This is a genomic window from Roseovarius sp. MMSF_3281 (assembly GCF_030733685.1).
GTDB lineage: Bacteria > Pseudomonadota > Alphaproteobacteria > Rhodobacterales > Rhodobacteraceae > Roseovarius.
Window position 1 is genome coordinate 1 of sequence record NZ_JASHIM010000036.1, and the last position, 20,244, is coordinate 20,244.

The window sequence follows — 20,244 nt, forward strand, 5'->3', positions numbered from 1 at the left end:
CTGCGCCACGCTGGTGCGCCGCCTGAACGCCACCCCCACGGCCATCGAGGCCCCGCTGTCCGAAACACTGGACGCCGCCCGCCCCCGCATCACCGCCCGCATCGTGGCCTATCTGGCGAAAGGCGGTGCGGCATGAGCAAGGCAAGGATGGATATTCAGAACTTACAAAGCCGGGCGTCCAGCGCAGCAACCGCTATAGATTTTATTATCGATGATGTTGAATTGGCCGCTGAAAGCGGAGATCCGCAAGACATCAACGAAGCCTATATCGATCAGGCAATTCGCGCGCTTCAAGCCATCAAAGAAGAAATCAGGGGGCGCGCTGCCGAAAGCAGGGCCACGAAAGGCGGTGCGTGATGCAACTGGCCGAAGCGGTTACATACAACCTCGGCGATCTGCACGATCCTTACGATCAAGATTTTGTCGATACCAAATCAATCTATCGCAAAGCCTACGAAACAAACACGCGCGGCTTTGCCTACCGCATGCTGAACCGCTTCAAGACGATGAACGGCAAACGCTACCAGCTTCACGCAACACGCGGCTGGAAATGCATTGGCCGCGCGAAAGGCGGCGCATGATGGAAGCCACCACTCACACACCCCGCACCCGCGCCGCAACCCGCATGGCCCATGGCGTGATCGCCCAGGCTGCGCGCGGCCAGAACCCGGCGGATTACCTGCACCATCACGCCCCGGCGGCGCTCTGGATGGACGCCGAAGGCCACCATTGCCGCGCCTATGGCCTGCAAACCCCACCGGCACGCAGCCGCACCGGGGCCGCGATCACATGGGCGCACATGACCCTGCTAGCCACCGAAAGGACAGCGTAATGAGCAAGGATTTAACTATGACAAGAGACACCGCTTGCTTTATGGGCAACATGCCCGACGACGTAGATCAAATCCCCATTACACCCCCAAGCGGATTTTTCTGGGCTATGCCCGGTTTTATAAACGGGGAATTTGATACCTTCCCAGTATCGGAAGTACGCCTGTGTTTGAATGGTGAAACTCATGATTTCACTATCACACTAGACGACGCGCGCGCCCTAGCTGACCTTCTTAGCGATGCCATAGAGGTCATGGAAGATGCCCCCGAGATCGCCGAAACCCTCTCGGCAGACTTGCAAAGCAAATCGCCTGCCGGGCAACGCGCCCCTTCTGACGAAGGGACGCTTACATGACCAACTCCCTCCAGATCACAGATGTGCAGCGCGTGGCCCAAAGCCTGCGCCGCGCCGACGCCGCCACCCGTGCCGACCTGATCGCCAACGAGGTGATCGAAACCGGCGGCACCTACACCGAACCGAAGGGCGATTGCAGCCACGTCTTTGAAATCCACCTGCACGGCATCCTCGCCTCCGGCTTTTCCGAAGACGAGGCAATCCAGAATTGGCTGTGCGTGGCGGATCGCACCATGCGCGCCCTGAGCCTCGGGGCACAGGCATGACGCGCAAACAGACCACCCCACACGCCGGGGCCGTGAAACCTGACGAAAGGCCCGGCGCACTTGCCGGGGGCGACCTGCTCGACGCCCCCGGCCCTTTCCAATCGACCGGCATTCAGTCCATTGCGGCAGAGCGCCAACGCCAGTTCGAGAAAGAGGGCTGGACGCCCGAGCATGACGATACGCACAGTAACGGGGAAATGGCTGGGGCCGCTGCCTGCTACGCGATGCAGGCCACGTTAGACGGGATTGAACGAAACGATCTTATCCAGACGGTGCGGAGCGCCATTCGAAACCTTTGGCCGTGGGCAAATCACTGGTGGAAACCAAAAACCCGCCGCGCCGACCTCGTGCGCGCTGGGGCTTTGATCGCCGCTGAGATTGACCGCCTTGATCGGTTGGAGAAAGGCGGCGATGCATGACCGCCCTGCGCACCCTCATAGCCTGCGAAACCAGTGGCATCGCCCGCCGGGCCTTCGCGGCTTTGGGCCATGACGTGTGGTCTTGCGATCTCGAACCCGCCGAAGATGGCAGCAACCGGCACATCATCTGCGATGTGCGCGACGGGATATTGCACGAAGGATGGGACTTGCTGGCCGTGATGCACCCGCCCTGCACCCGGCTTTGCCGATCCGGGCGGCGCTGGATGAGCGGCCCCGGCAAATGGACCAAGCCCAAGCGCCTGCCGAACGGGCGCACATGGCAAAGCATGAAGGACGAATTCGAGGACGGGGTCAGCATCTTCACAGCTTGCTGGACCGCCCCCATTGACCGCGTGGCCATCGAAAACCCGAACATGAACGACTTGGCGCGCGACCGGATGCCCGCCGACCTGCCCGCCCCGCAACTGGTGCAACCGTACTGGTTCGGGGAACCGGAATACAAGGCAACCGGATGGTATCTGCGCGGCCTGCCCGAACTACAACCGACCAACTGCTTGCCGGAACCCGAACGCCTCAGCGCCGAATGGAAACGCTGGAACCGCGTCCACCGCCTGCCGCCCGGCCCCGAACGCACCCGCCTGCGCAACCGCAGCTTCCCAGGCATGATGCAGGCCGCCGCCGCGCAATGGGCCGGGTCCGCCATGCAAGAGGAGATCGCGACGTGACCACATCGCGCACCCCCTTTGCCGATCTGCCCCGCGCCACCCAGGCCGGGATCATGTGCAACGATCCCCGGTTTCGGGCCTTCGCCGCAACCCGCGCCGGGGCACCCGCCGCCTTTACCACCAGCGCCGCCGCCGAATGGCTGCGCAGCTTCTGCAACGTCACCTCGCGCCGCGACCTCGACACCAACCCGCAGGCCGCCCGCCGGTTCGACACCCTCAAAACCGAATTCGACGCCCACACGGGCAAAATCCCCAGACCGGAAAGGTAAAACCAAATGGCAAAAAAGATCGACAGCGCATCAGATGATCGCACAGCGAACAACGCAGCGCGCCACCAATACCGCAAGCTGACCGACGCCGAGAAGGCGGCGATGATGGAAATCAAGGATCGCGGCGCGGGCCTTATCGGCGTGATTTGCGCGCTGGATGGCGAACAAAACGTCCAGCCCGACAACGTGCGCCTAAATGATCGCAACCTCGAACTGGCCCGACAGGCCGCCGAGGACGCTGTGATGCGCGCCGTGCGCTTCATCACAGGCTAGACCACAAACGGAAAGGAACCCTACCAAATGGCAGACCCCTTCAAAATCACCTCCATGGATCAACTCTTGGCCATCCTCGATGGCGGCAACTTCCACACCGAAGTGATGGACGGGATGCGCGATGCGCTGGCCGCCCTTGTCGATCATCAGGCCGAATTCGGCGGCAAGCCCAAGGCCGAAATGACCATGAAAATCAACTTTCAGCGCCAGAAATCCGGCGATCTGCAAATCCTGGGCGAATGCACCTTCAAGAAACCCAAGGCCCCCGCCGCCTCGGGCGCAGCCTTCATCGGGGACGATCTGAACCTGACCCTCGAAAGCCCAATGCTGGCCAAGATGCGCAGCCCCGTGCGCGACACCACCGAAAGCGACACCAAGACCATTCGCGCGGCGGAATAACCCGCCCCGCGACACAACCCCACCCTGACAGGCAAAGGACCACACCATGACGAAAGACGAAACCATACCCCGCGCCCCCGGTGATCTGCACGATCTGGCCAAGATGGCGATGCACCTTGGCGAAACCCAAAAGATCGACGCCATCCCACCCGCACCGGGCGAGGCCGCGATTGTCGCGATCCCCGAGGGCCGCACGATCAAAGACCTGACGCCCATCTTCCAAGGCGTGGCCGAACGCTACCGCCCGGCCCGGCGCAAGGGCACTTGCCGCCTGAAGGATTTGCAGTCCCTGATTGACTGGACAAACCGCTTCAAGGGCGAACACAGCGCGCTTTTTGCCAACCCTGAAACTGAAAACCTAAGCCTGACCTGCGTGGCGAACTATCACGCATCGGAACCCGCCGCGACAAGCAACGAAGCGGGCGAACCCGGCGCGGCCCACTGCGATCATCGCGGCGTCTACAACTTCCCGCTGTCCAAGGAATGGAAGCGATGGACCGAGATTTCTGGCAAACAGCTATCGAAAGATGATCTTTGCGATTTCATCGAAAGCTACGCCACCGACCTGATCGACCCATCCCCGGCACTCCTCTCAACCAAGCCCGACATGGCAAAGCTGGAGAATTGGGAAGCCCGCAACCTTGAAATCCGCGACAAGATCGATGGCCGCTTTGGCCAATTTCGCGATCTGGTCAACATGGGGCGGCAATTTCAGGTGCATGAAACCAGCGACCTCGAAATCAAGACCGACCCTGACAGCGGCGAAACCCGCGTCAATTTCAACGAAGAACACAAGGACGCGGCGGGCCGCAAACTCCAGATCGCCAACCTGTTTCTCATCGCGATCCCGGTTTTCGAATCCGGCGATCTGTTCCGCCTCACCGTACGCTTTGCCTACCGCAAACGCGGCGGCAACCTGACATTCTCACTGACGATCTTTGAGGAACAGCGCGCCCTTGATACCGCCTTCGATGAGGCGATCCAGAAGGCCCGCATAGAAACCGAGTTGCCGCTATTCACCGGCACCCCCGAAAGCTGACGCCTCTTTCTGGCCCCCGCCCGCCGGGGGCCAGCGACGGACGCCAGATTGAAAGGAACGCTTACATGACCACACTCACCCTGAACATCGTGGGCCTGATCTTGATGGCCGTGGCGATATTCTGCGCGTTTTGCGTTGGCGCAGGAATTGACGAAATCGAAAAAAACCAAAAACAGAAAAACCTCATGGGCTTGCTTGCCGTGACAACGGGCATCTTCTGGATCATGGCCTGGGCCGTGATGGCGGTCGCATGATCGCCGTGAAAGACACCACTGCCGCCTCTATGCTGGACATGTCGGCCCCGGAATTCCGCCGCCTGGTCGATGCAGGGGTACTCCCTCCGCCATGCCGGATCGGCAAACACGAGCGCTGGCGGGTGGACACGATCAAGGCCGTGGTCAATGGTGACGCATCATGGCCCGACGATGAGGATATCGAGGCATGAGCCGACCACCGAAGCCCCGGATCACAAAGCCTTCGCTCCAATGGAAATGGACGCGCGGAAAATGGGTGCCGATCTACCGCCAGACCAAGACAATCGACGGGAAGCGCAAGGAGCGCACGATTCAACTGGATTGGCAGGGCGACCCAAAGCGCCTCGACGAACTCTATTGGGAATGCCGCAGCGGGCGCAGCGAACGCCAGAGAAAGCCATCGCCATACACATGGCAGAGCCTCGTGATCGCGTGGCGCTCAGACCCTATAGTGCAAGGCAAGCTGGCCGATGGCACGAAACGGAGTTACCGGCGCGAAATGGATGCACTCTTGGAAAAGAACGCGGCAAAGGACGTGCGCAGGACTACGCGCCAAGGCCTGCGAAAGGTTCACGCCACCTTGGCCGACACCCCGCGCAAGGCCGACTGGAGGCTGCAAATCGCCTCGCTCCTTTGGAACTACGCCAAACTCAAGCTGGATTGGCCCTTGGGGGACAACCCCGCCCAGGGGATCGACAAGTACGGAACACAGCGCCCGTTTGAGCCGTGGCCAACATGGATGGTTGAGAAGCTGGCAGACGCCCCCGAGAACGTCCAAAGCGCGGCACAACTCATCCTCGGCACCGGCCAGCGCCCCGGCGCAGCCATCGAAATGCGGTGGGACGATTTCAGCGGTGACCGCATGACCGTCATGGATGAAAAACAGGGCGAACAATTCGACACCTACTGCCCGCCCGATCTGCGCAATTACCTCTGTGAACTCCCCAAGCGGGGCGCATACGTCCTCGCCAAGAACCTGCGCGAACCGCTTGGCTACGACGGGATCGAGAAAGCCTTTCGGATGTGGCGCAACAGCATGGGCGACTCGGCGAAACCATTCACCCTGCACGGCCTGCGCAAGCTGTCCATCATCCGTCTGGCCGAGGCCGGGTGTTCCGACGCCGAGATACAAGCCGTAACCAACCAGAGCGCCGAAACAGTGGCCTACTACCGAAGCAAGGCAAGCCGGTTGCGCCTATCGAAGGCCGCGCAGGAGCGCAGGACATGACAGAATCACCCCGGAACAGAACGAATACGAAACAAGAAAGTGGGATCGGGGAGTGGGATCGCGCCAGATTTCCAGATACGGAAAATCTGCTAAGTCATTGGTGCCCAAGGTGAGATTCGAACTCACACGATGTTGCCATCGGGGGATTTTGAATCCCCTGCGTCTACCATTCCGCCACTTGGGCACGGGAGACACCTCTACCGAAGCTCCGCGCCCTCGTCCAGAGGGGAAGCGCCCATTTTGCCTGCAAAATGCTTGACCCTTCCCCCCCCGCATGGTCAGAGACGCCGCAGATCACGCAGGAACCCCGCCCATGCTCCGACGCCTTTATGACTGGACCATTTCGATGGCCGACCATCCCCGCGCGCTATGGGTTCTGGCGGTCGTGTCATTCATCGAAAGCTCGGTCTTTCCGATTCCGCCCGATGTGCTGATGATCCCGATGATCCTGGCGCGGCCCTCGCGGGCGTGGCTCATTGCGCTGGTGGCGCTTGTCTCCTCGGTCATCGGCGGGCTTCTGGGCTATGCCATCGGCGCGCTGGCCTATGAACAACTGGGCCAGCCGATCCTTGCCGCCCTCGGCAAGGCCGACGCCATGGCCGAGTTTTCGACCCGCTTCAACGATGTCGGCTTCTGGGCCGTGCTCACCGCCGGGATCACGCCCTTCCCCTACAAGGTGATCACCATCATGTCGGGCTGGACGGCGATGCCGCTTGGCACTTTCATTGCCACCTCCATTCTGGCCCGCGGGCTACGGTTTTTCATCGTCGCCGCGCTTTTGTGGAAATTCGGCGCGCCGATCCGCGATTTCATCGAACGCCGCCTCGGGCTGGTCACGATCTTGTTCGTTGTGCTGCTCTTCGGTGGCTTCTACCTTGTCAGGCATCTATGACCATGACGTTAACCTACCGTACGCTGATCCTGCTGGCCGCTGCTGGCTCCCTCGCCCTGATGCTGGGCGCTTGGGGGTTCCAATACCTTGGCGAAATGCCGCCCTGCAAACTGTGCTACTGGCAACGCTACCCGCATTACGCCGCCATGGGCCTTGGCGTGGCGGCCTTGGTGCTTGGTGGCGCGCTTCTGGCGCTCTTGGGCGCACTGGCCGCCCTGACCACCGCCGGGATCGGTGCCTATCACACCGGGGTCGAGCGCGGCTGGTGGGAAGGCCCCTCTTCCTGCACCTCCTCCGGCACCTCGGGCCTCAGCACCGATGAGCTTTTCGATCAGATCATGGCCGCCCCTCTCGTCCGCTGCGATGAGGTGCCTTGGGAAATGTTCGGCCTGTCGATGGCAAGTTGGAACATGCTCGCCTCCTTGGTCCTTGCGGTGATCTGGGTAATGGCCGCGCGCCGCGCCTGACCCTCCCCGTCCCGGACGCGATCCGGGGCCTCGACATGCCTCTCATCACGCCGATTTTCGTACGACTCGTACGACTGCCAATCAAAGCCCCCCGATTTTCGTACGAAAACAGCGGGGTCAGCGTACGACTCGTACGAAACTATCCATTCGCCGCCTTGCGCGTGCTCAAAAGCAGGTTGGTTTCGCTTGTCGCCACCCCGTCAAACCGACGGATACGGGCCAGCACATCGTCGAAATCCTCAAGCGATTCCGCGCCGATTTCCACGATCACGTCCCAGCGGCCATTCGTGGTATGCACCGCGCGCACGGCGCTTAACCCGTTGAGTTGACGAATGATTCTGTCGGTGCCGCGCCCCTCGATCCCGATCAGCATCAACCCCCTTACCGGATCGCGCACCGCGTCCCCCTTCAGCACAACGCTGAAGCCCACGATCTCGCCTGACTGGCGCAATCGCTCGATCCGGCCCCTGACCGTGGTGCGCGATACCCCCAGCGTGATCGCCAAATCCGAAAGCGAGGCCCGCGCGTCATGCCGCAGCGCCGAGATTAACTGCCTGTCAATATCATCCATTTCGGACGTTTACCATGACGCTTTGATCAAAGCCAACTCGAAACGTGCAATATGATGCCTTTCAGCGCCCCCGCTTCGGAATATTCTATGCAAAACCTTATCTGAACGAGCGTTCCATGACCCCACAAACCTGCCTTCTGATCGGCGCCCCGGTGGACAGCGGCAAAGCCCGCCAGGGCTGTCTCATGGGCCCAGACGCCTACCGCGTCGCCGGTCTTCACGATGCGTTAACCTCGCTCGGCCACACGGTCCAAGACCTCGGCAACCTCACCCCGGCCTTGGTCACCTCGCCCAAGGGTCTTCCGCCGCATATACACGCCCCCGACCACACCATCGGCTGGACGCAAGCTCTTGTAAACGCGGCAGAAAGTGCAATGCCACGTGGCCTGCCCATCTTCCTTGGCGGCGATCACAGCCTCTCGCTCGGCTCCGTCGCCGGCGTTGCCAACCACGCCGCCACACAATCCCGCCCGCAATTCGTCCTCTGGCTCGACGCCCATAGCGACTTCCACACGCCGCACAGCACCACCTCGGGCAACCTGCACGGCACGCCCTTGGCCTATGTCACTGGGCAAAAAGGGTTTTCCGGCTTCCCCGAGGTACAGAACCCGATCCCCGAGGATCACATCTGCATCCTCGGCCTGCGCTCCGTCGACCCCGCCGAACGCGAAATCCTGCAAGATTCCCGCATCCGCAGCCACGACATGCGCCAGATCGACGAATCCGGCATCGCCAAACCCCTCTCCGCCTTCCTAGACCGCGTTGCCGACGCGGGCGGCCTGCTGCATGTCTCGCTGGACGTGGATTTCCTTGATCCCTCCTTCGCCCCCGCCGTCGGCACCACCGTCCCCGGCGGCGCCACCATGCGCGAAGCGCATCTGGTGATGGAGATGATCTGCGACAGTGGCTTGATGACCTCGCTGGACCTCGTGGAGCTTAACCCCTTTCTCGATGAACGTGGCCGCACCGCGCAGGTCATGGTCGATCTGGCGGCCTCTGCCCTTGGTCGTCGCGTCTTTGACCGTCCCACGCAAGCTTTTGGATAAAAAGGATAAAACCAATGCCTGCAACGCCTCCCTCCAATAAGGCCCTCGTGCCTTTCGTCTCCGTCGAGAACATGATGAACCTCGTGCATCACATCGGGATCGAGCCGATGCTGCGCGGCCTTGCCGACTATATCGAAGAGGATTTCCGCCGCTGGGAGTTGTTCGATAAAACCCCGCGCATCGCCTCGCATTCCGCCGAAGGGGTGATCGAACTTATGCCCACCTCCGACGGTGAGGTTTACGGCTTCAAATACGTCAACGGCCACCCCAAGAACACCAAGGAGGGCCTGCAAACTGTCACCGCGTTCGGATTGCTGGCCGATGTCGGCAATGGCTATCCGGTGCTTCTGTCGGAAATGACCGTCCTCACCGCCCTGCGCACCGCCGCCACCTCGGCCATGGTCGCCAAGCACCTTGCCCCCAAGGGCGCCGACACCATGGCGATGATTGGCAATGGCGCCCAATCGGAATTCCAAAGCCTTGCCATGAAGGCAATCTGCGGCCTGAAATCGGTGCGCCTTTGGGATATCGACCCGGCGGCGACCCGCAAGGCAGCGAGCAATCTCAAGGGCTTGGGGCTGGGCGTTCACGTCTGCAACAGCGCCGAAGAAAGCATGGAAGGTGCGCAGATCATCACCACCTGCACCGCCGACAAGCAATACGCCACGATCCTGAGTGACAACATGGTCGGCTCCGGCGTCCACATCAACGCCATCGGCGGTGACTGTCCCGGCAAGACCGAACTGGCCCCCGGTGTGCTGCATCGCTCGGAGATTTTCGTGGAGTATCCCGAACAAACCCGCATCGAAGGCGAAATCCAACAACTTGGCCAAGATCACCCCGTGACGCAAATGTGGGAGGTGATCAACGGGACCAAACCCGGGCGTACAAGCGCCGGGCAGATCACCCTGTTCGATTCCGTGGGTTTCGCGATCGAGGATTTCAGTGCCCTGCGCTATATCCGCGATCATATCGGCGGCACCGATCTTTATATGGACCTCGACCTTCTGGCCGATCCCGACGACCCGCGCGACTTGTTCGGGATGCTGCAACGCGCGGGCCGCTGATAACCTCCGGGCCGGGGCGATCTGGGGAAGAAACCCGGCCCGGAGGCGCCGACCGGCCCTTAGCCGCCGGTCGACGTGGGGATTAGCCCCTGTTCTTGCGCGCTGACCATTTCCTCGTCCGTCAGGGCACCGTCGCTATCGGCATCCGCCTCGGCGAAGGCGTCTGCGGTGACATCGGGGAACACGGCCTGCACTTCGTCGATGGTCATGACGCCATCACCATTGGCATCAACCTGTGCAGTGCCTTCCGTCATTGCGATGGCGGAATTGGCGACCAGGCCCATTCCCAGAAGGATGGCTACGAATTTCAACATGGTTTGTCTCCTTGGACATTTCGGGGTTCAAGGCCGGGGCTTTCCCCGAACCTTACTTTCCAAGACGGGCATTTGCGCCCTTGCGTCCCGGGCCGACAGGCCACGCGCAATCCCTTGCCGAAGTCTGGACCGGCAACCGGCGTCTGGCTGCCGAAAAAGGCCTTCTTTGTCCAATCGGCGGAATCTGCCCATTTGAAATGCCACCTCGCAAGGCCCTTTATCGAGGTACAGGAGGTGCCCCATGCAACAGTCTGCTTCAACTGACCTTACCGCGCTGATGCCCGTTCTGACCCGGGTGGCACGTCACATCGCCGACACCCCGGAAGACGCCCAAGACCTTACACAGGAGGTTCTTCTCAAGCTTTGGCTTCGCCTGAACCGCCATGAAGAAGAGCGCGTGGATAGCCTTCGCAGCTATGCCTTGACGGCGCTGCGCAATCAGATGCGCCAGGGCCTGCGCAACCGCCACGAGACCGAAGGAATCGAAGACGACACAGCCGGGATCATGCCCGATGTCTTTGCCTGCCTTGCCCTGGCCGAGGCCCGCAAGATGATCGACAAGCTTCCCGCGGAACAGGCGTTGCTGATGCGGCTCGTACTGACAGGCGAAACCAGCCCGGTTGACCTTGCCCGTCACACCGGATGGCCGACGGGGACGGTCATGTCGCGCCTTTCCCGCGCCCGCGCCCAATTGCGCCGCGACATGGGCCTTGCCCCCGACGCCCCGGTGAACGCGCTTTTGTGACGCGCTTGCGCCGCTGGCCCGGCCTGCCTATTCAGGGGGCAGGACCACGACAAAAGGCAAACCGCCCATGGCATCGCTCAAAAGATGGCTCGAACGCCGCCGCAACCCGTGGAAGGGTGTTTTCTTCGATGCCTACAAGGCGTGGCGCAAAGAGAATGGTCAGGCCCGCCTGACCGACTATGCAGACCTGCCCGAGGGGGCCGTGGTTTTTGACGTGGGCGGCTTTCGCGGGGAATGGACCGATACCGTGCTGGCACAATCCGCCACGGCCCATGTCCATGTGTTCGAGCCCCACCCCGGTTTCGCCGAAACCCTGCGCCAGAAGTTCAGGGGCGACAGCCGCGTCACCGTCCACGAACTGGCCATCGGGTCCAGCACCGGGACGATGGAACTATCGGATGCCGGCGATGCCTCATCCGCCGTGGCAGATCACGGCAAAAGCTTCACCGCGCCCATCCAGAAAGTGGATGAATTCCTATCAGATCAAGACATCCGCCATATCGACCTGATGAAAGTGAACATCGAAGGCGGCGAATACGACCTGCTGCCCGCCTTGATCGACACGCGGGCCATCACGGCGCTTGACCGGCTTCAGGTCCAATTCCACCTGTTCGAACCGGGCATGCAACCCCTGCGCGATACGATCCGCCAGAACCTTGAGAAAAGCCACACCTGCACTTGGAGCTACCCCTTCGTATGGGAGGAATGGCGGCGGAAAACCTCGTAAAAGAAGGCTATTCCACCCTCGGACTTGCCCTGAAAAAGGCGAATTGGTAGCCGTTTTCGCCATGTTGATTCCCCGATCACTCGGCGAAAGAATTCGCGGCTCCGGACTGCCCATGCTTTTCATCCACACCCCGAAATGTGGCGGAAAGTTCTTGGGAAAAGCCTTTGGGCGCCACCTAAAAGACTGTGTCACCCTGACCGCGCCAAAGCTTCGCGGCCATCTGACTTTTATCGAGTACCGCGATCGCCTGCGCGAAATGGGATATGATATTGCCGAGTTCCATACGCTGTCTCTTGTGCGCAATCCTTTCGACTGGCAGGTTTCCTGGTTCACCTATCTCCGCCGAAATCCGGGCAGGCGCACCGGCTATCCGCTGGAACACGACCTGTTTCAGGACATGAGCTTTGATGACTACGTCAACTGGCTCGAAGATCCCGATGCGCCGCGTTCTCCTCAATTCGCCATGGGGAAACAAGTCTTGGAATGGTCCTGCGACGAGAGTTTTGAGATCAAGGCAGACAGTCTTTTGCGGCAGGAAAGCCTTTGGCAGGATGCCCGCGATCTCAAAGACCGGTTGAACCTGCGTATCCGCATTCCCGAAAAACCTGTCAATACGTCCAAATCTTCCGACTATCGAAGCTATTATTCCGACAAAAGCGCCGAGGTGATCGCCAAACGCCACGCCGACGATTGCCGCCTGTTCGGATATGCCTTCGACGGGCCGGTCACCCCCGCAACATCCTGAACAGAAAAACGGGGGGCACGAAGCCCCCCGGTCAAGTTTCGCCACTCAGGCTCACTTAATTGTACCGCCCGGTTTTCTGCCTGCGGCCTGAGTGCCGTCAGGGGCGAGCGCACCCGCCCCGTGTAAGGATGGGAAAGGACTGATATTCCGCCCCACCCTGTCTCGTCGGGGCCGGGCCGACCGGCCCTTTGCCCCTAAGCCCCCGAGGGGCGCTGTTCTTAGCTACAACCCGACGTCCCGCCGCAGGTGTTGCACTTCATGCAGGTGCCGTTGCGCACCAGCGTGTAGTTTCCGCAGTCGCCACAGGCTTCGCCCTCATAGCCCTGCATCTTGGCCTTGGTGCGCGCGTCCATCGACATCGAACCGGTGGCGGCCGTGGTCGTAGTGGTCGAGGTCGCCACCGTGGCCGTCACGTTTTCCGAGGTTTCAGGCACCAGCGTTTGCAGCGCGCCCACCGGATCGGCGGTGCCGGTCAGGGCCACTTCGGATTGCCCCCCCTGCAAAACCACCAGTTCCTGCGGCAACCGCTTGCGCAGGTAGCCGGTTGAACTGATCTGCTTGAGCACTTCGAGAGACTTCGACGCGGCTTCGCCCGACATCTCCTTGACGTTGCTCACGCCTTCTTCCTCACCGCGGCCCAGATCGTCGAATGACGCCCCTTCGGGCTTCACATGGGCCAGGTCCGTGCGATCCAGATAGCTGACCGCCAGTTCGCGGAAGATGTAGTCGAGGATCGAGGTCGCGTTCTTGATGCTGTCGTTGCCCTGCACCATGCCCGCAGGCTCGAACTTGGTGAAGGTGAAGGCATCGACGAATTCCTCAAGCGGCACACCGTATTGCAGGCCAACCGAGACCGCGATGGCGAAGTTGTTCATCATCGCCCGGAACCCTGCACCTTCCTTGTGCATGTCGATGAAGATTTCGCCCAGGTTGCCGTCTTCGTATTCACCCGTCCGCAGGTACACCTTGTGGCCCCCGACGATCGCCTTCTGGGTGTACCCCTTGCGGCGCTCCGGCATCTTTTCGCGGTGCGATTTCACCACTTCCTTGACGACGACCTTCTCGACGATCTTCTCGGCCAGAACGGCGGCTTTTTCCTGCGCCGACCCGGATTCCATAACCTCCTGGGCCTCCTCGTCGTCTTCGACAAGCGCGGATGCCAAAGGCTGGCTGAGTTTCGAGCCATCACGGTAAAGCGCATTGGCCTTCACACCCAGGGACCACGACAGTTCATAAGCCTTCTGGCAATCCTCGATGGTGGCATCGTTGGGCATGTTGATGGTTTTGGAAATCGCGCCCGAGATAAAGCTTTGCGCCGCCGCCATCATGGTGATGTGGCTGTTCACATCCAAGTAACGCTTGCCCTTCTTGCCGCAGGGGTTGGCGCAATCGAAGACGTGATAATGCTCTTCCTTCAGGTGCGGCGCCCCTTCCAGGGTCATCGTGCCGCAGACATGGTCGTTCGCCGCCTCGATATCGGCCTTCGAGTACCCAAGCGAAGCCAGCATGTCGAAGGTCGGATCGCACAGTTTCTCGGCCGGAATGCCCAGAACATTGGTGCAGAACTCTTCGCCAAGCGTCCACTGGTTGAAGACAAAGCGGATATCGAAGGCCGAGCCAAGCGCATTGTCGATCTTTTCCAACTCGTTGGGGCCAAAGCCGTGGCCGATCAACGAGGTGTGGTTGACCCCCGGCGCATTGCCGATGGTGCCATGACCAACCGCGTAGGAAACGATCTCTTCGATCTGCGCGCTGCCATAGCCCAGCTTTTCAAGCGCGGCAGGCACCGATTGGTTGATGATCTTGAAGTAACCGCCACCGGCCAGTTTCTTGAATTTCACAAGCGCGAAGTCCGGCTCGATCCCCGTGGTGTCGCAGTCCATGACAAGACCGATGGTGCCCGTGGGCGCGATAACCGAGACCTGCGCATTGCGATAGCCGTGCTTTTCGCCCAGCTTCAGCGCCTCGTCCCAGCTCGACATCGCCAGCTTGACAAGATTCGCATCGGGGCAGTTGGTCAGGTCCAGCGGAACGGGCTTCACGTCCAGCCCCTCGAACCCTTCGGTCGCGCCATAGGCGGCGTTACGGTGATTGCGAATGACGCGCAGCATATGCTGTTCATTGCGTTTGTAGCCGTCAAAGGCCCCCAGTTCACCGGCCATCTCGGCGCTGGTGGCATAGGACACGCCGGTCATGATCGCGGTCAGCGCGCCACACAGCGCCCGGCCCTCGTCACTGTCGTACCCAAGCCCCATGTTCATCAGCAGGCCGCCGATATTGGCATAGCCAAGGCCAAGCGTGCGGAAGTCATAGGAAAGCTGCGCGATTTCCTTCGAGGGGAACTGCGCCATCATCACCGAGATTTCCAGCGTCACGGTCCACAGGCGGGTGGCGTGCATATAGGCGTCCGCGTCGAACTTCCCGTCCTTGTAGAAGGTCAACAGGTTCATCGACGCAAGGTTACAGGCCGTATCGTCCAGGAACATGTATTCCGAGCACGGGTTCGAGCCGCGAATCTCGCCGTCTTCCGGGCAGGTGTGCCACTGGTTGACGGTGTCGTGGTACTGAATGCCCGGGTCGGCACAGGCCCATGCGGCATGGCCCACGTCTTCCCACAGGTCACGCGCCTTGATGGTTTTCGACACACTACCGTCGGTGCGGTTGATCAGGCCCCAATCCTCGTCGTTCTTGACCGCCTCAAGGAAGGCATTGGTCACCCGGATCGAGTTGTTGGAGTTCTGGCCCGACACGCTTGCATAGGCCTCAGAATCCCAATCGGTGTCATAGGTCGGGAATTCGATGCTCTCATAGCCTTGCTTGGCATAATCCAGCACCCGCTTGACGTAAGTCTCGGGGATTTGCACCTGCTTGGCCCCGCGGATGGCGCCTTTCAACTGCTCGTTCTTCTTGGGGTCAACCGCATCTTCGGTGCTGCCATCCCAGGCCCGGATCGCGGCGAAAATCTCGTTGAGCTTCTGCTCGTGCATTTTCGAGCCGGCGACGATGCTGGCCACCTTCTGCTCTTCCTTGACCTTCCAGTTGATGAATTCCTCGATATCGGGGTGATCGGCGTCACAGATCACCATCTTGGCCGCACGGCGCGTGGTGCCGCCCGACTTGATCGCGCCCGCCGCACGGTCGCCGATTTTCAGGAAGCCCATAAGGCCGCTGGATTTACCACCGCCCGACAGCGCCTCACCTTCCGCGCGCAGCGAGCTGAAGTTGGTGCCGGTGCCCGACCCGTACTTGAACAGACGTGCCTCACGCACCCACAAGTCCATGATACCGCCATCACCAACAAGATCGTCGCCGACCGACTGGATGAAGCAGGCATGGGGCTGCGGGTGCTCATAGGCACTGGCCGATTTGGTCAGCTCCTTGGTCTGGTAATCCACGTAGTAGTGGCCTTGGCTTGGTCCGTCGATGCCATAGGCCCAATGCAGGCCGGTGTTGAACCACTGCGGGCTGTTGGGGGCCGCCATCTGCTTGGCCAGCATGACGCGCATTTCGTCGAAATAGGCCTGCGCATCCGCTTCGGTGGTGAAATAGCCACCCTTCCAGCCCCAATAGGCCCATGCGCCTGCCAGACGGTCAAACACCTGCTTGGCCGAGGTTTCACCGCCAAAGCCGGTGTTGTCCTTCGCCGGGGCAGACCGCCACAGGAACTCCGGCACGCCCTCTTCGGCCACGCGCTCCAGCTTCTCGGGCACGCCTGCCTTACGGAAATACTTCTGCGCAATCACGTCCGAGGCCACCTGGCTCCAGCCCGCGGGCACCTCGACAGAGTCGAGTTTGAACACGGTCGTCCCATCCGGGTTCCGAATCTCGGAACTCGTAGTCACGAATTCCAAAGCCGCGTAGGCGTCCTGCCCTGCTGTCGTGAATTTACGTTCGATTTTCATCTGTCCGCTGCCCCATTATCTCAGCTTTGTCCCACTCCGGCCCAGACCACAGGCCTGCAGGCCAAGACCCTGGCAAAAAACCCTCCCGCGCCCGGCCTGACTACGGCCGTGCAATCGCGTTGCCCGATGCACTGATCGGTTATGGTTTGGGATATGTCCCTGCCAAGGGCGTCGCCACTATATCTTGTGGCTTACTGGCCCACTGCTACAAAGTGACGTATTCACCCATAGAGGGTCAACGCTTTTTTTACCCTTTTTGTGACAAAAAGAAGTTGACGATAACGCTTTGATCAAACGGGGTTTCGAACGAATGATTCATCCCCAGATTTATACCCAGTCCCGTTAACTTTTGGCCGAAGTAAAAAGAGCTTTTATTCTTAAGGCTTAGGACATGATCCTAGAGCGTTTCCTGAACTCCACACTCCGGATTCGCTGCATTTGCGAAATATCCGCGCGACGATACGAAAGAGAGCCGGCGCCAGCGTCAGACAGCTCAGAAACAGTCAAAGCACACCACATCTAGTGCGCGGACTGCCCAATTAATACGCTAGATATAGTATGGGAAGGAAATGGTCGGGACGGCAAGATTCGAACTTGCGACCCCCTGTACCCAAAACAGGTGCGCTACCAGACTGCGCTACGCCCCGGACCGTGCGCGCTATCTACTGCGGTTTATTCCGCTTGAAAACCCCTAACAGGGCCAAGCGGCGCGATCTTCGGGAATGGATGGATGCCGAAGCTGTGTTCCGGGCACAATACCCATCTGTTCGGCCAAGCCACCGTTGATCTCGAGAACGAACTGGATGTTGCCGCCCCCGAACTTTGGGCGCAGATCGCCGGGTTGCGCACGATGGTGAACGTGCTGAACCGTGCCCGTGGGATCCATGAAGATCATATCCAGCGGGATAAGCGTGTTTTTCATCCAGAACCCGACGGTTTTGGCCTGCGGATAGACAAACAACATACCCGCCGTTCTCGGCATGCTTTCGCGATGCATCAAGCCTTTGGCGCGCTCGGCATCGTCGTCAGCCACCTCAATAGTGAAGGCTGCTTGGCCCCAATCCCCGCGCAGGGTGGCACGATCTTCGCGGCATTCCCCCGCGAAGACCTGTGTCACGCTAAACCCGAAAAGGATTGCTGCCGTCAGTCCGATCTTTGCTTTACCGCGGTTTCCCATCCACACACCTCCGTGGCCATGCGACCACGCTTACCATCAATCACGCGGATCGCCAACGCTTCGCCCGGCTGCAGATCGGCCAAACCGGACCGCCGCAGAATCTCGATATGCACGAAAACGTCTTCGTCACGGCCAAAGGTGTTGGCAAAGCCGAACCCCTTGCCCTTGTCGAACCATTTGACACGCGCCGGTTCCAACGGCGCATCCCGGACCTCGTCTGGATCAAGTTCATCCAGATCGGCCAGACCACCGCTTTCCAGGTCGTCTGGCGGTTCGATGACATGCACTTCCACGGCTTGTCGACCGCGTTCGGTGTCTTGCACATCGATTTCAACCCCCGCACGATCCGCAACCGAGCTTTGCCCGAAATTGCGAAGTACGTTGGCATGAAGCAGGATATCGGGACCTCCCTCATCGGCAATCACAAACCCAAACCCCTTTACGGGATCAAACCACTTAACTCGGCCCCTTACCCTTCGTATATTGTCATTCTCTATCGTCACTTTGTCCTACCCAGAAGTCTCATCCCCTAGACTCACTTTATGATCTTCTGACATACCAACGAGGCAATGCAACCAGAAAACCCATTATTATTCAAACTCTTGCATCTGGCGTCACGCCAAATTCACGGGTTTAACCGTTGAATCCGCCACTCGTCATCCACTGCATCGCGCCGCCATTGAAAGCGATCATGCAGCCGAAATGCGCCATCCGCCCAGAATTCGATTTCCAAAGGACAAATCCGGTATCCTCCCCAAAAGGGTGGTCTGGACGGGTTTGACCCTTTGGTCGCCGTAACCTTCGCGACTTCCGCCATGAGCGTTGCCCGAGAGGCAAGCGGTTGCGATTGCTTGGAGGCCCAGGCCCCCAATCGGCTCTTCAAGGACCGAGACGCATAATACGCATCCGCCTCAGGCCCATCTTCTTTAACCACGATACCACGAATACGCAGCTGCCTGCGCAAGGATTTCCAATGCAGCACCATCGCGGCCTTGCCCGCGTGCTGCAACTCCTGCGCCTTGGCGGAATTATAGTTGGTGTAAAACCAAAATCCATTGTCGGAAATCTCTTTCAGCAAAACCATGCGCACATTGGGCATCCCGTCCGCATCGACAGTGGACAAGGCCACGGCGTTCGGATCATTGGTTTCGCTTTTTTCTGCTTCCGAAAGCCACTCCCGCGCAATGGCGAATGGATCGTTGCCGGCAAATATGCCGCTTCGTTCAGTCATGTTCTTTCACTCGGGACTTGCCTGCGTTAAACTTCGGTTGCCTATACGCCATGGCCTGGCAAAACCCAATAACGACTCCAAGTCACCTATCCTTTTGCGTCATACTTGATGCAGGCACGGCGATCGCCTAAAGACAGCTTTAAATGATAGTGGGCCGAGGGCAAGAAATGTCAAATGAACTGATGGCGGGTAAGCGCGGGCTGGTTATGGGCCTTGCCAACGACAAATCCATTGCGTGGGGGATCGCCAAGGCGCTTGCCGATGCCGGGGCCGAACTGGCCTTTTCCTACCAGGGCGAGGCCCTGAAGAAACGCGTGGGGCCATTGGCCGGGCAGTTGGGCTCGGACATCGTCCTGCCCTGCGACGTCGGCGATGCCGCCTCGATTGATGCGCTGTTTTCGGACCTCGAGTCGCGCTGGGGCAAGATGGATTTCATCGTTCACGCCATCGGCTTTTCCGACAAATCCGAATTGCGCGGCCGCTACGTGGACACCAGCCGCGACAATTTCATCAAGACCATGGATATATCGGTTTACTCCTTCACCGCCGTGGCCGCCCGTGCCGAAAAGATGATGCCCGAGGGCGGCGCCATGCTCACCCTCACCTACTACGGGGCCGAGCAGGTCATGCCGCACTACAACGTCATGGGCGTCGCCAAAGCCGCGCTTGAGGCCTCGGTGAAATACCTGGCCGAGGACCTGGGCAAGGACGGCATCCGCGTCAACGCGATCTCGGCGGGGCCAATCAAGACGCTGGCCGCCTCGGGCATCGGCGATTTCCGCTACATCCTGAAGTGGAACGAACTGAACTCGCCCCTGCGCCGCAACGTGACAACCGACGACGTGGGCAAATCGGCGCTTTACCTGCTGTCCGATCTGGGCAGTGGCGTGACCGGTGAAAACCTGCATGTCGACGCGGGCTATCACGTGGTCGGCATGAAAGCCGTCGACGCCCCCGACATCGACGCCACCGACGGGCATTGATCCAGATGAAGGACCGGGTGATGCCCTTCTCGTGAGCCATGAAGGAAACCACAATGGAAATCACCCACCTCGTCGCCTTCAACCTCACCCTGCTGGCCGCATTGGCCAGCCCCGGCCCGGCTATGCTTTTGGCCATTCGCGCCACGCTTAGCGGTGGCCGGGCACAGGGCCTTGCCACCGGACTTGGCCTTGGGACCATGGCCGCCATCTGGACACTTACGGCCCTTCTGGGCCTCGACGCGATATTCACGCTGTTTCCATGGGCCTACCTTGCCATGAAACTCATCGGTGCGGCCTATCTGCTGTGGATCGCGTGGGGGATGTGGCGCAATGCGGCCACCCCCATCGACACCCAAGGC

Annotated in this window: 29 protein-coding genes and 2 tRNA genes; 23 read left to right on the plus strand and 8 right to left on the minus strand. The window is 60.2% G+C overall.

Annotated features, from left to right (window positions below):
- The first annotated feature begins 147 nt into the window (after positions 1–147).
- From RBB32_RS20220 to RBB32_RS20285, 14 genes are all read left to right on the plus strand, one after another.
- Positions 148–357, plus strand: coding sequence for a hypothetical protein (locus RBB32_RS20220; protein WP_306155410.1), 210 nt, complete (start codon positions 148–150; stop codon positions 355–357).
- Positions 357–581, plus strand: coding sequence for a hypothetical protein (locus RBB32_RS20225; protein ID WP_306155411.1), 225 nt, complete (start codon positions 357–359; stop codon positions 579–581). Before RBB32_RS20220 ends, RBB32_RS20225 begins: the two co-directional genes overlap by 1 nt.
- Positions 581–832, plus strand: coding sequence for a hypothetical protein (locus RBB32_RS20230; protein WP_306155412.1), 252 nt, complete (start codon positions 581–583; stop codon positions 830–832). Before RBB32_RS20225 ends, RBB32_RS20230 begins: the two co-directional genes overlap by 1 nt.
- On the plus strand, positions 832–1,185 hold the full coding sequence (locus tag RBB32_RS20235; RefSeq protein WP_306155413.1) for a hypothetical protein: 354 nt from the start codon (positions 832–834) through the stop codon (positions 1,183–1,185). The genes RBB32_RS20230 and RBB32_RS20235 overlap by 1 nt, the downstream gene beginning before the upstream one ends.
- The gene (locus RBB32_RS20240) at positions 1,182–1,451 is read left to right on the plus strand and encodes a hypothetical protein (RefSeq protein WP_306155414.1); all 270 of its coding nucleotides are present in this window, start codon (positions 1,182–1,184) and stop codon (positions 1,449–1,451) included. Before RBB32_RS20235 ends, RBB32_RS20240 begins: the two co-directional genes overlap by 4 nt.
- Positions 1,448–1,870: a hypothetical protein gene (locus RBB32_RS20245; RefSeq protein ID WP_306155415.1), complete on the plus strand. Its 423-nt coding sequence runs from the start codon at positions 1,448–1,450 to the stop codon at positions 1,868–1,870. The genes RBB32_RS20240 and RBB32_RS20245 overlap by 4 nt, the downstream gene beginning before the upstream one ends.
- Positions 1,867–2,556, plus strand: coding sequence for a hypothetical protein (locus RBB32_RS20250; RefSeq protein ID WP_306155417.1), 690 nt, complete (start codon positions 1,867–1,869; stop codon positions 2,554–2,556). Before RBB32_RS20245 ends, RBB32_RS20250 begins: the two co-directional genes overlap by 4 nt.
- Positions 2,553–2,825 (plus strand): hypothetical protein, encoded by a 273-nt coding sequence (locus RBB32_RS20255; RefSeq protein ID WP_306155418.1) that lies wholly within the window; start codon positions 2,553–2,555, stop codon positions 2,823–2,825. Before RBB32_RS20250 ends, RBB32_RS20255 begins: the two co-directional genes overlap by 4 nt.
- A 6-nt stretch (positions 2,826–2,831) precedes the next feature.
- The gene (locus tag RBB32_RS20260) at positions 2,832–3,098 is read left to right on the plus strand and encodes a hypothetical protein (protein WP_306155420.1); all 267 of its coding nucleotides are present in this window, start codon (positions 2,832–2,834) and stop codon (positions 3,096–3,098) included.
- Positions 3,099–3,125: 27 nt separating this feature from the next.
- Positions 3,126–3,497 (plus strand): hypothetical protein, encoded by a 372-nt coding sequence (locus tag RBB32_RS20265; RefSeq protein WP_306155423.1) that lies wholly within the window; start codon positions 3,126–3,128, stop codon positions 3,495–3,497.
- Positions 3,498–3,543: 46 nt separating this feature from the next.
- Positions 3,544–4,536 (plus strand): DUF2303 family protein, encoded by a 993-nt coding sequence (locus tag RBB32_RS20270; RefSeq protein WP_306155427.1) that lies wholly within the window; start codon positions 3,544–3,546, stop codon positions 4,534–4,536.
- 65 nt (positions 4,537–4,601) lie between these two features.
- Positions 4,602–4,790 carry a hypothetical protein gene (locus tag RBB32_RS20275; RefSeq protein ID WP_306155428.1) on the plus strand — a complete coding sequence of 63 codons (189 nt, stop codon included), beginning with the start codon at positions 4,602–4,604 and terminating at the stop codon, positions 4,788–4,790.
- A complete protein-coding gene (locus tag RBB32_RS20280; RefSeq protein ID WP_306155430.1) occupies positions 4,787–4,981 on the plus strand; it encodes a hypothetical protein in 195 nt (64 codons plus the stop codon). Before RBB32_RS20275 ends, RBB32_RS20280 begins: the two co-directional genes overlap by 4 nt.
- Positions 4,978–6,018 (plus strand): tyrosine-type recombinase/integrase, encoded by a 1,041-nt coding sequence (locus RBB32_RS20285; protein ID WP_306155432.1) that lies wholly within the window; start codon positions 4,978–4,980, stop codon positions 6,016–6,018. The genes RBB32_RS20280 and RBB32_RS20285 overlap by 4 nt, the downstream gene beginning before the upstream one ends.
- Before the next feature lie 98 nt (positions 6,019–6,116).
- Here the strand turns inward: RBB32_RS20285 and RBB32_RS20290 are convergent.
- A tRNA-Leu gene (locus RBB32_RS20290) sits at positions 6,117–6,202 on the minus strand.
- A 129-nt stretch (positions 6,203–6,331) separates the two neighbouring features.
- Between RBB32_RS20290 and RBB32_RS20295 the strand changes: the two genes are divergently transcribed.
- Positions 6,332–6,910 (plus strand): YqaA family protein, encoded by a 579-nt coding sequence (locus RBB32_RS20295; protein WP_306155434.1) that lies wholly within the window; start codon positions 6,332–6,334, stop codon positions 6,908–6,910.
- Between the two features lie 2 nt (positions 6,911–6,912).
- Complete coding sequence (locus RBB32_RS20300; protein ID WP_306155436.1) at positions 6,913–7,377, plus strand: disulfide bond formation protein B; 465 nt, start codon at positions 6,913–6,915, stop codon at positions 7,375–7,377.
- A gap of 139 nt (positions 7,378–7,516) precedes the next feature.
- On the opposite strand, the gene RBB32_RS20305 is transcribed toward RBB32_RS20300, so the two are convergent.
- Positions 7,517–7,948, minus strand: coding sequence for an Lrp/AsnC family transcriptional regulator (locus RBB32_RS20305; RefSeq protein WP_306155438.1), 432 nt, complete (start codon positions 7,946–7,948; stop codon positions 7,517–7,519).
- Between the two features lie 116 nt (positions 7,949–8,064).
- Here RBB32_RS20305 and rocF point away from each other — a divergent pair, with 116 nt between their 5' ends.
- Both rocF and RBB32_RS20315 read left to right on the plus strand, forming a co-directional pair.
- On the plus strand, positions 8,065–8,994 hold the full coding sequence (gene rocF, locus RBB32_RS20310) for an arginase (RefSeq protein WP_306155441.1): 930 nt from the start codon (positions 8,065–8,067) through the stop codon (positions 8,992–8,994).
- A 14-nt stretch (positions 8,995–9,008) separates the two neighbouring features.
- The gene (locus RBB32_RS20315; protein WP_306155443.1) at positions 9,009–10,061 is read left to right on the plus strand and encodes an ornithine cyclodeaminase; all 1,053 of its coding nucleotides are present in this window, start codon (positions 9,009–9,011) and stop codon (positions 10,059–10,061) included.
- Between the two features lie 59 nt (positions 10,062–10,120).
- Here RBB32_RS20315 and RBB32_RS20320 read toward each other — a convergent pair whose 3' ends face one another.
- Positions 10,121–10,375: an EF-hand domain-containing protein gene (locus tag RBB32_RS20320; RefSeq protein ID WP_306155445.1), complete on the minus strand. Its 255-nt coding sequence runs from the start codon at positions 10,373–10,375 to the stop codon at positions 10,121–10,123.
- A 241-nt stretch (positions 10,376–10,616) separates the two neighbouring features.
- Here RBB32_RS20320 and RBB32_RS20325 point away from each other — a divergent pair, with 241 nt between their 5' ends.
- From RBB32_RS20325 to RBB32_RS20335, 3 genes are all read left to right on the plus strand, one after another.
- Positions 10,617–11,120, plus strand: coding sequence for an RNA polymerase sigma factor (locus tag RBB32_RS20325; RefSeq protein WP_306155447.1), 504 nt, complete (start codon positions 10,617–10,619; stop codon positions 11,118–11,120).
- A 67-nt stretch (positions 11,121–11,187) separates the two neighbouring features.
- Positions 11,188–11,847 (plus strand): FkbM family methyltransferase, encoded by a 660-nt coding sequence (locus RBB32_RS20330; protein ID WP_306155449.1) that lies wholly within the window; start codon positions 11,188–11,190, stop codon positions 11,845–11,847.
- Entirely contained in the window at positions 11,777–12,592 is an 816-nt protein-coding gene (locus RBB32_RS20335; protein ID WP_306155451.1) for a sulfotransferase family 2 domain-containing protein, read from the plus strand. Before RBB32_RS20330 ends, RBB32_RS20335 begins: the two co-directional genes overlap by 71 nt.
- A 218-nt stretch (positions 12,593–12,810) precedes the next feature.
- Here RBB32_RS20335 and RBB32_RS20340 read toward each other — a convergent pair whose 3' ends face one another.
- The 5 genes from RBB32_RS20340 to pdxH form a co-directional block, all read right to left on the minus strand.
- Positions 12,811–16,494 carry a vitamin B12-dependent ribonucleotide reductase gene (locus tag RBB32_RS20340; protein WP_306155453.1) on the minus strand — a complete coding sequence of 1,228 codons (3,684 nt, stop codon included), beginning with the start codon at positions 16,492–16,494 and terminating at the stop codon, positions 12,811–12,813.
- A gap of 570 nt (positions 16,495–17,064) precedes the next feature.
- A tRNA-Pro gene (locus RBB32_RS20345) sits at positions 17,065–17,141 on the minus strand.
- Positions 17,142–17,185: 44 nt separating this feature from the next.
- Positions 17,186–17,671 (minus strand): DUF192 domain-containing protein, encoded by a 486-nt coding sequence (locus RBB32_RS20350; RefSeq protein WP_306155455.1) that lies wholly within the window; start codon positions 17,669–17,671, stop codon positions 17,186–17,188.
- Positions 17,638–18,153: a cold-shock protein gene (locus RBB32_RS20355; protein WP_371931093.1), complete on the minus strand. Its 516-nt coding sequence runs from the start codon at positions 18,151–18,153 to the stop codon at positions 17,638–17,640. The genes RBB32_RS20350 and RBB32_RS20355 overlap by 34 nt, the downstream gene beginning before the upstream one ends.
- Positions 18,154–18,296: 143 nt before the next feature.
- Positions 18,297–18,902 carry a pyridoxamine 5'-phosphate oxidase gene (gene pdxH / locus RBB32_RS20360; RefSeq protein ID WP_306155459.1) on the minus strand — a complete coding sequence of 202 codons (606 nt, stop codon included), beginning with the start codon at positions 18,900–18,902 and terminating at the stop codon, positions 18,297–18,299.
- A 167-nt stretch (positions 18,903–19,069) separates the two neighbouring features.
- Between pdxH and fabI the strand changes: the two genes are divergently transcribed.
- Positions 19,070–19,885, plus strand: a complete 816-nt coding sequence (gene fabI / locus RBB32_RS20365; protein WP_306155461.1) for an enoyl-ACP reductase FabI — start codon at positions 19,070–19,072, stop codon at positions 19,883–19,885.
- 53 nt (positions 19,886–19,938) lie between these two features.
- On the plus strand, positions 19,939–20,244 hold a 306-nt coding region (locus RBB32_RS20370), incomplete at its 3' end, for a LysE family translocator (RefSeq protein ID WP_306155463.1).

Excerpts from the sequence above, each read along its gene's own strand:
- RBB32_RS20220 (WP_306155410.1), top strand. The coding sequence starts at position 148 with ATGGATATTCAGAACTTACAAAGCCGGGCGTCCAGCGCAGCAACCGCT.
- RBB32_RS20225 (WP_306155411.1), top strand. The coding sequence starts at position 357 with ATGCAACTGGCCGAAGCGGTTACATACAACCTCGGCGATCTGCACGAT.
- RBB32_RS20230 (WP_306155412.1), top strand. The coding sequence starts at position 581 with ATGGAAGCCACCACTCACACACCCCGCACCCGCGCCGCAACCCGCATG.
- RBB32_RS20235 (WP_306155413.1), top strand. The coding sequence starts at position 832 with ATGAGCAAGGATTTAACTATGACAAGAGACACCGCTTGCTTTATGGGC.
- RBB32_RS20240 (WP_306155414.1), top strand. The coding sequence starts at position 1,182 with ATGACCAACTCCCTCCAGATCACAGATGTGCAGCGCGTGGCCCAAAGC.
- RBB32_RS20245 (WP_306155415.1), top strand. The coding sequence starts at position 1,448 with ATGACGCGCAAACAGACCACCCCACACGCCGGGGCCGTGAAACCTGAC.
- RBB32_RS20250 (WP_306155417.1), top strand. The coding sequence starts at position 1,867 with ATGACCGCCCTGCGCACCCTCATAGCCTGCGAAACCAGTGGCATCGCC.
- RBB32_RS20260 (WP_306155420.1), top strand. The coding sequence starts at position 2,832 with ATGGCAAAAAAGATCGACAGCGCATCAGATGATCGCACAGCGAACAAC.
- RBB32_RS20265 (WP_306155423.1), top strand. The coding sequence starts at position 3,126 with ATGGCAGACCCCTTCAAAATCACCTCCATGGATCAACTCTTGGCCATC.
- RBB32_RS20270 (WP_306155427.1), top strand. The coding sequence starts at position 3,544 with ATGACGAAAGACGAAACCATACCCCGCGCCCCCGGTGATCTGCACGAT.
- RBB32_RS20275 (WP_306155428.1), top strand. The coding sequence starts at position 4,602 with ATGACCACACTCACCCTGAACATCGTGGGCCTGATCTTGATGGCCGTG.
- RBB32_RS20280 (WP_306155430.1), top strand. The coding sequence starts at position 4,787 with ATGATCGCCGTGAAAGACACCACTGCCGCCTCTATGCTGGACATGTCG.
- RBB32_RS20285 (WP_306155432.1), top strand. The coding sequence starts at position 4,978 with ATGAGCCGACCACCGAAGCCCCGGATCACAAAGCCTTCGCTCCAATGG.
- RBB32_RS20295 (WP_306155434.1), top strand. The coding sequence starts at position 6,332 with ATGCTCCGACGCCTTTATGACTGGACCATTTCGATGGCCGACCATCCC.
- RBB32_RS20300 (WP_306155436.1), top strand. The coding sequence starts at position 6,913 with ATGACGTTAACCTACCGTACGCTGATCCTGCTGGCCGCTGCTGGCTCC.
- RBB32_RS20305 (WP_306155438.1), bottom strand. The coding sequence starts at position 7,948 with ATGGATGATATTGACAGGCAGTTAATCTCGGCGCTGCGGCATGACGCG.
- rocF (WP_306155441.1), top strand. The coding sequence starts at position 8,065 with ATGACCCCACAAACCTGCCTTCTGATCGGCGCCCCGGTGGACAGCGGC.
- RBB32_RS20315 (WP_306155443.1), top strand. The coding sequence starts at position 9,009 with ATGCCTGCAACGCCTCCCTCCAATAAGGCCCTCGTGCCTTTCGTCTCC.
- RBB32_RS20320 (WP_306155445.1), bottom strand. The coding sequence starts at position 10,375 with ATGTTGAAATTCGTAGCCATCCTTCTGGGAATGGGCCTGGTCGCCAAT.
- RBB32_RS20325 (WP_306155447.1), top strand. The coding sequence starts at position 10,617 with ATGCAACAGTCTGCTTCAACTGACCTTACCGCGCTGATGCCCGTTCTG.
- RBB32_RS20330 (WP_306155449.1), top strand. The coding sequence starts at position 11,188 with ATGGCATCGCTCAAAAGATGGCTCGAACGCCGCCGCAACCCGTGGAAG.
- RBB32_RS20340 (WP_306155453.1), bottom strand. The coding sequence starts at position 16,494 with ATGAAAATCGAACGTAAATTCACGACAGCAGGGCAGGACGCCTACGCG.
- RBB32_RS20350 (WP_306155455.1), bottom strand. The coding sequence starts at position 17,671 with ATGGGAAACCGCGGTAAAGCAAAGATCGGACTGACGGCAGCAATCCTT.
- pdxH (WP_306155459.1), bottom strand. The coding sequence starts at position 18,902 with ATGACTGAACGAAGCGGCATATTTGCCGGCAACGATCCATTCGCCATT.
- fabI (WP_306155461.1), top strand. The coding sequence starts at position 19,070 with ATGTCAAATGAACTGATGGCGGGTAAGCGCGGGCTGGTTATGGGCCTT.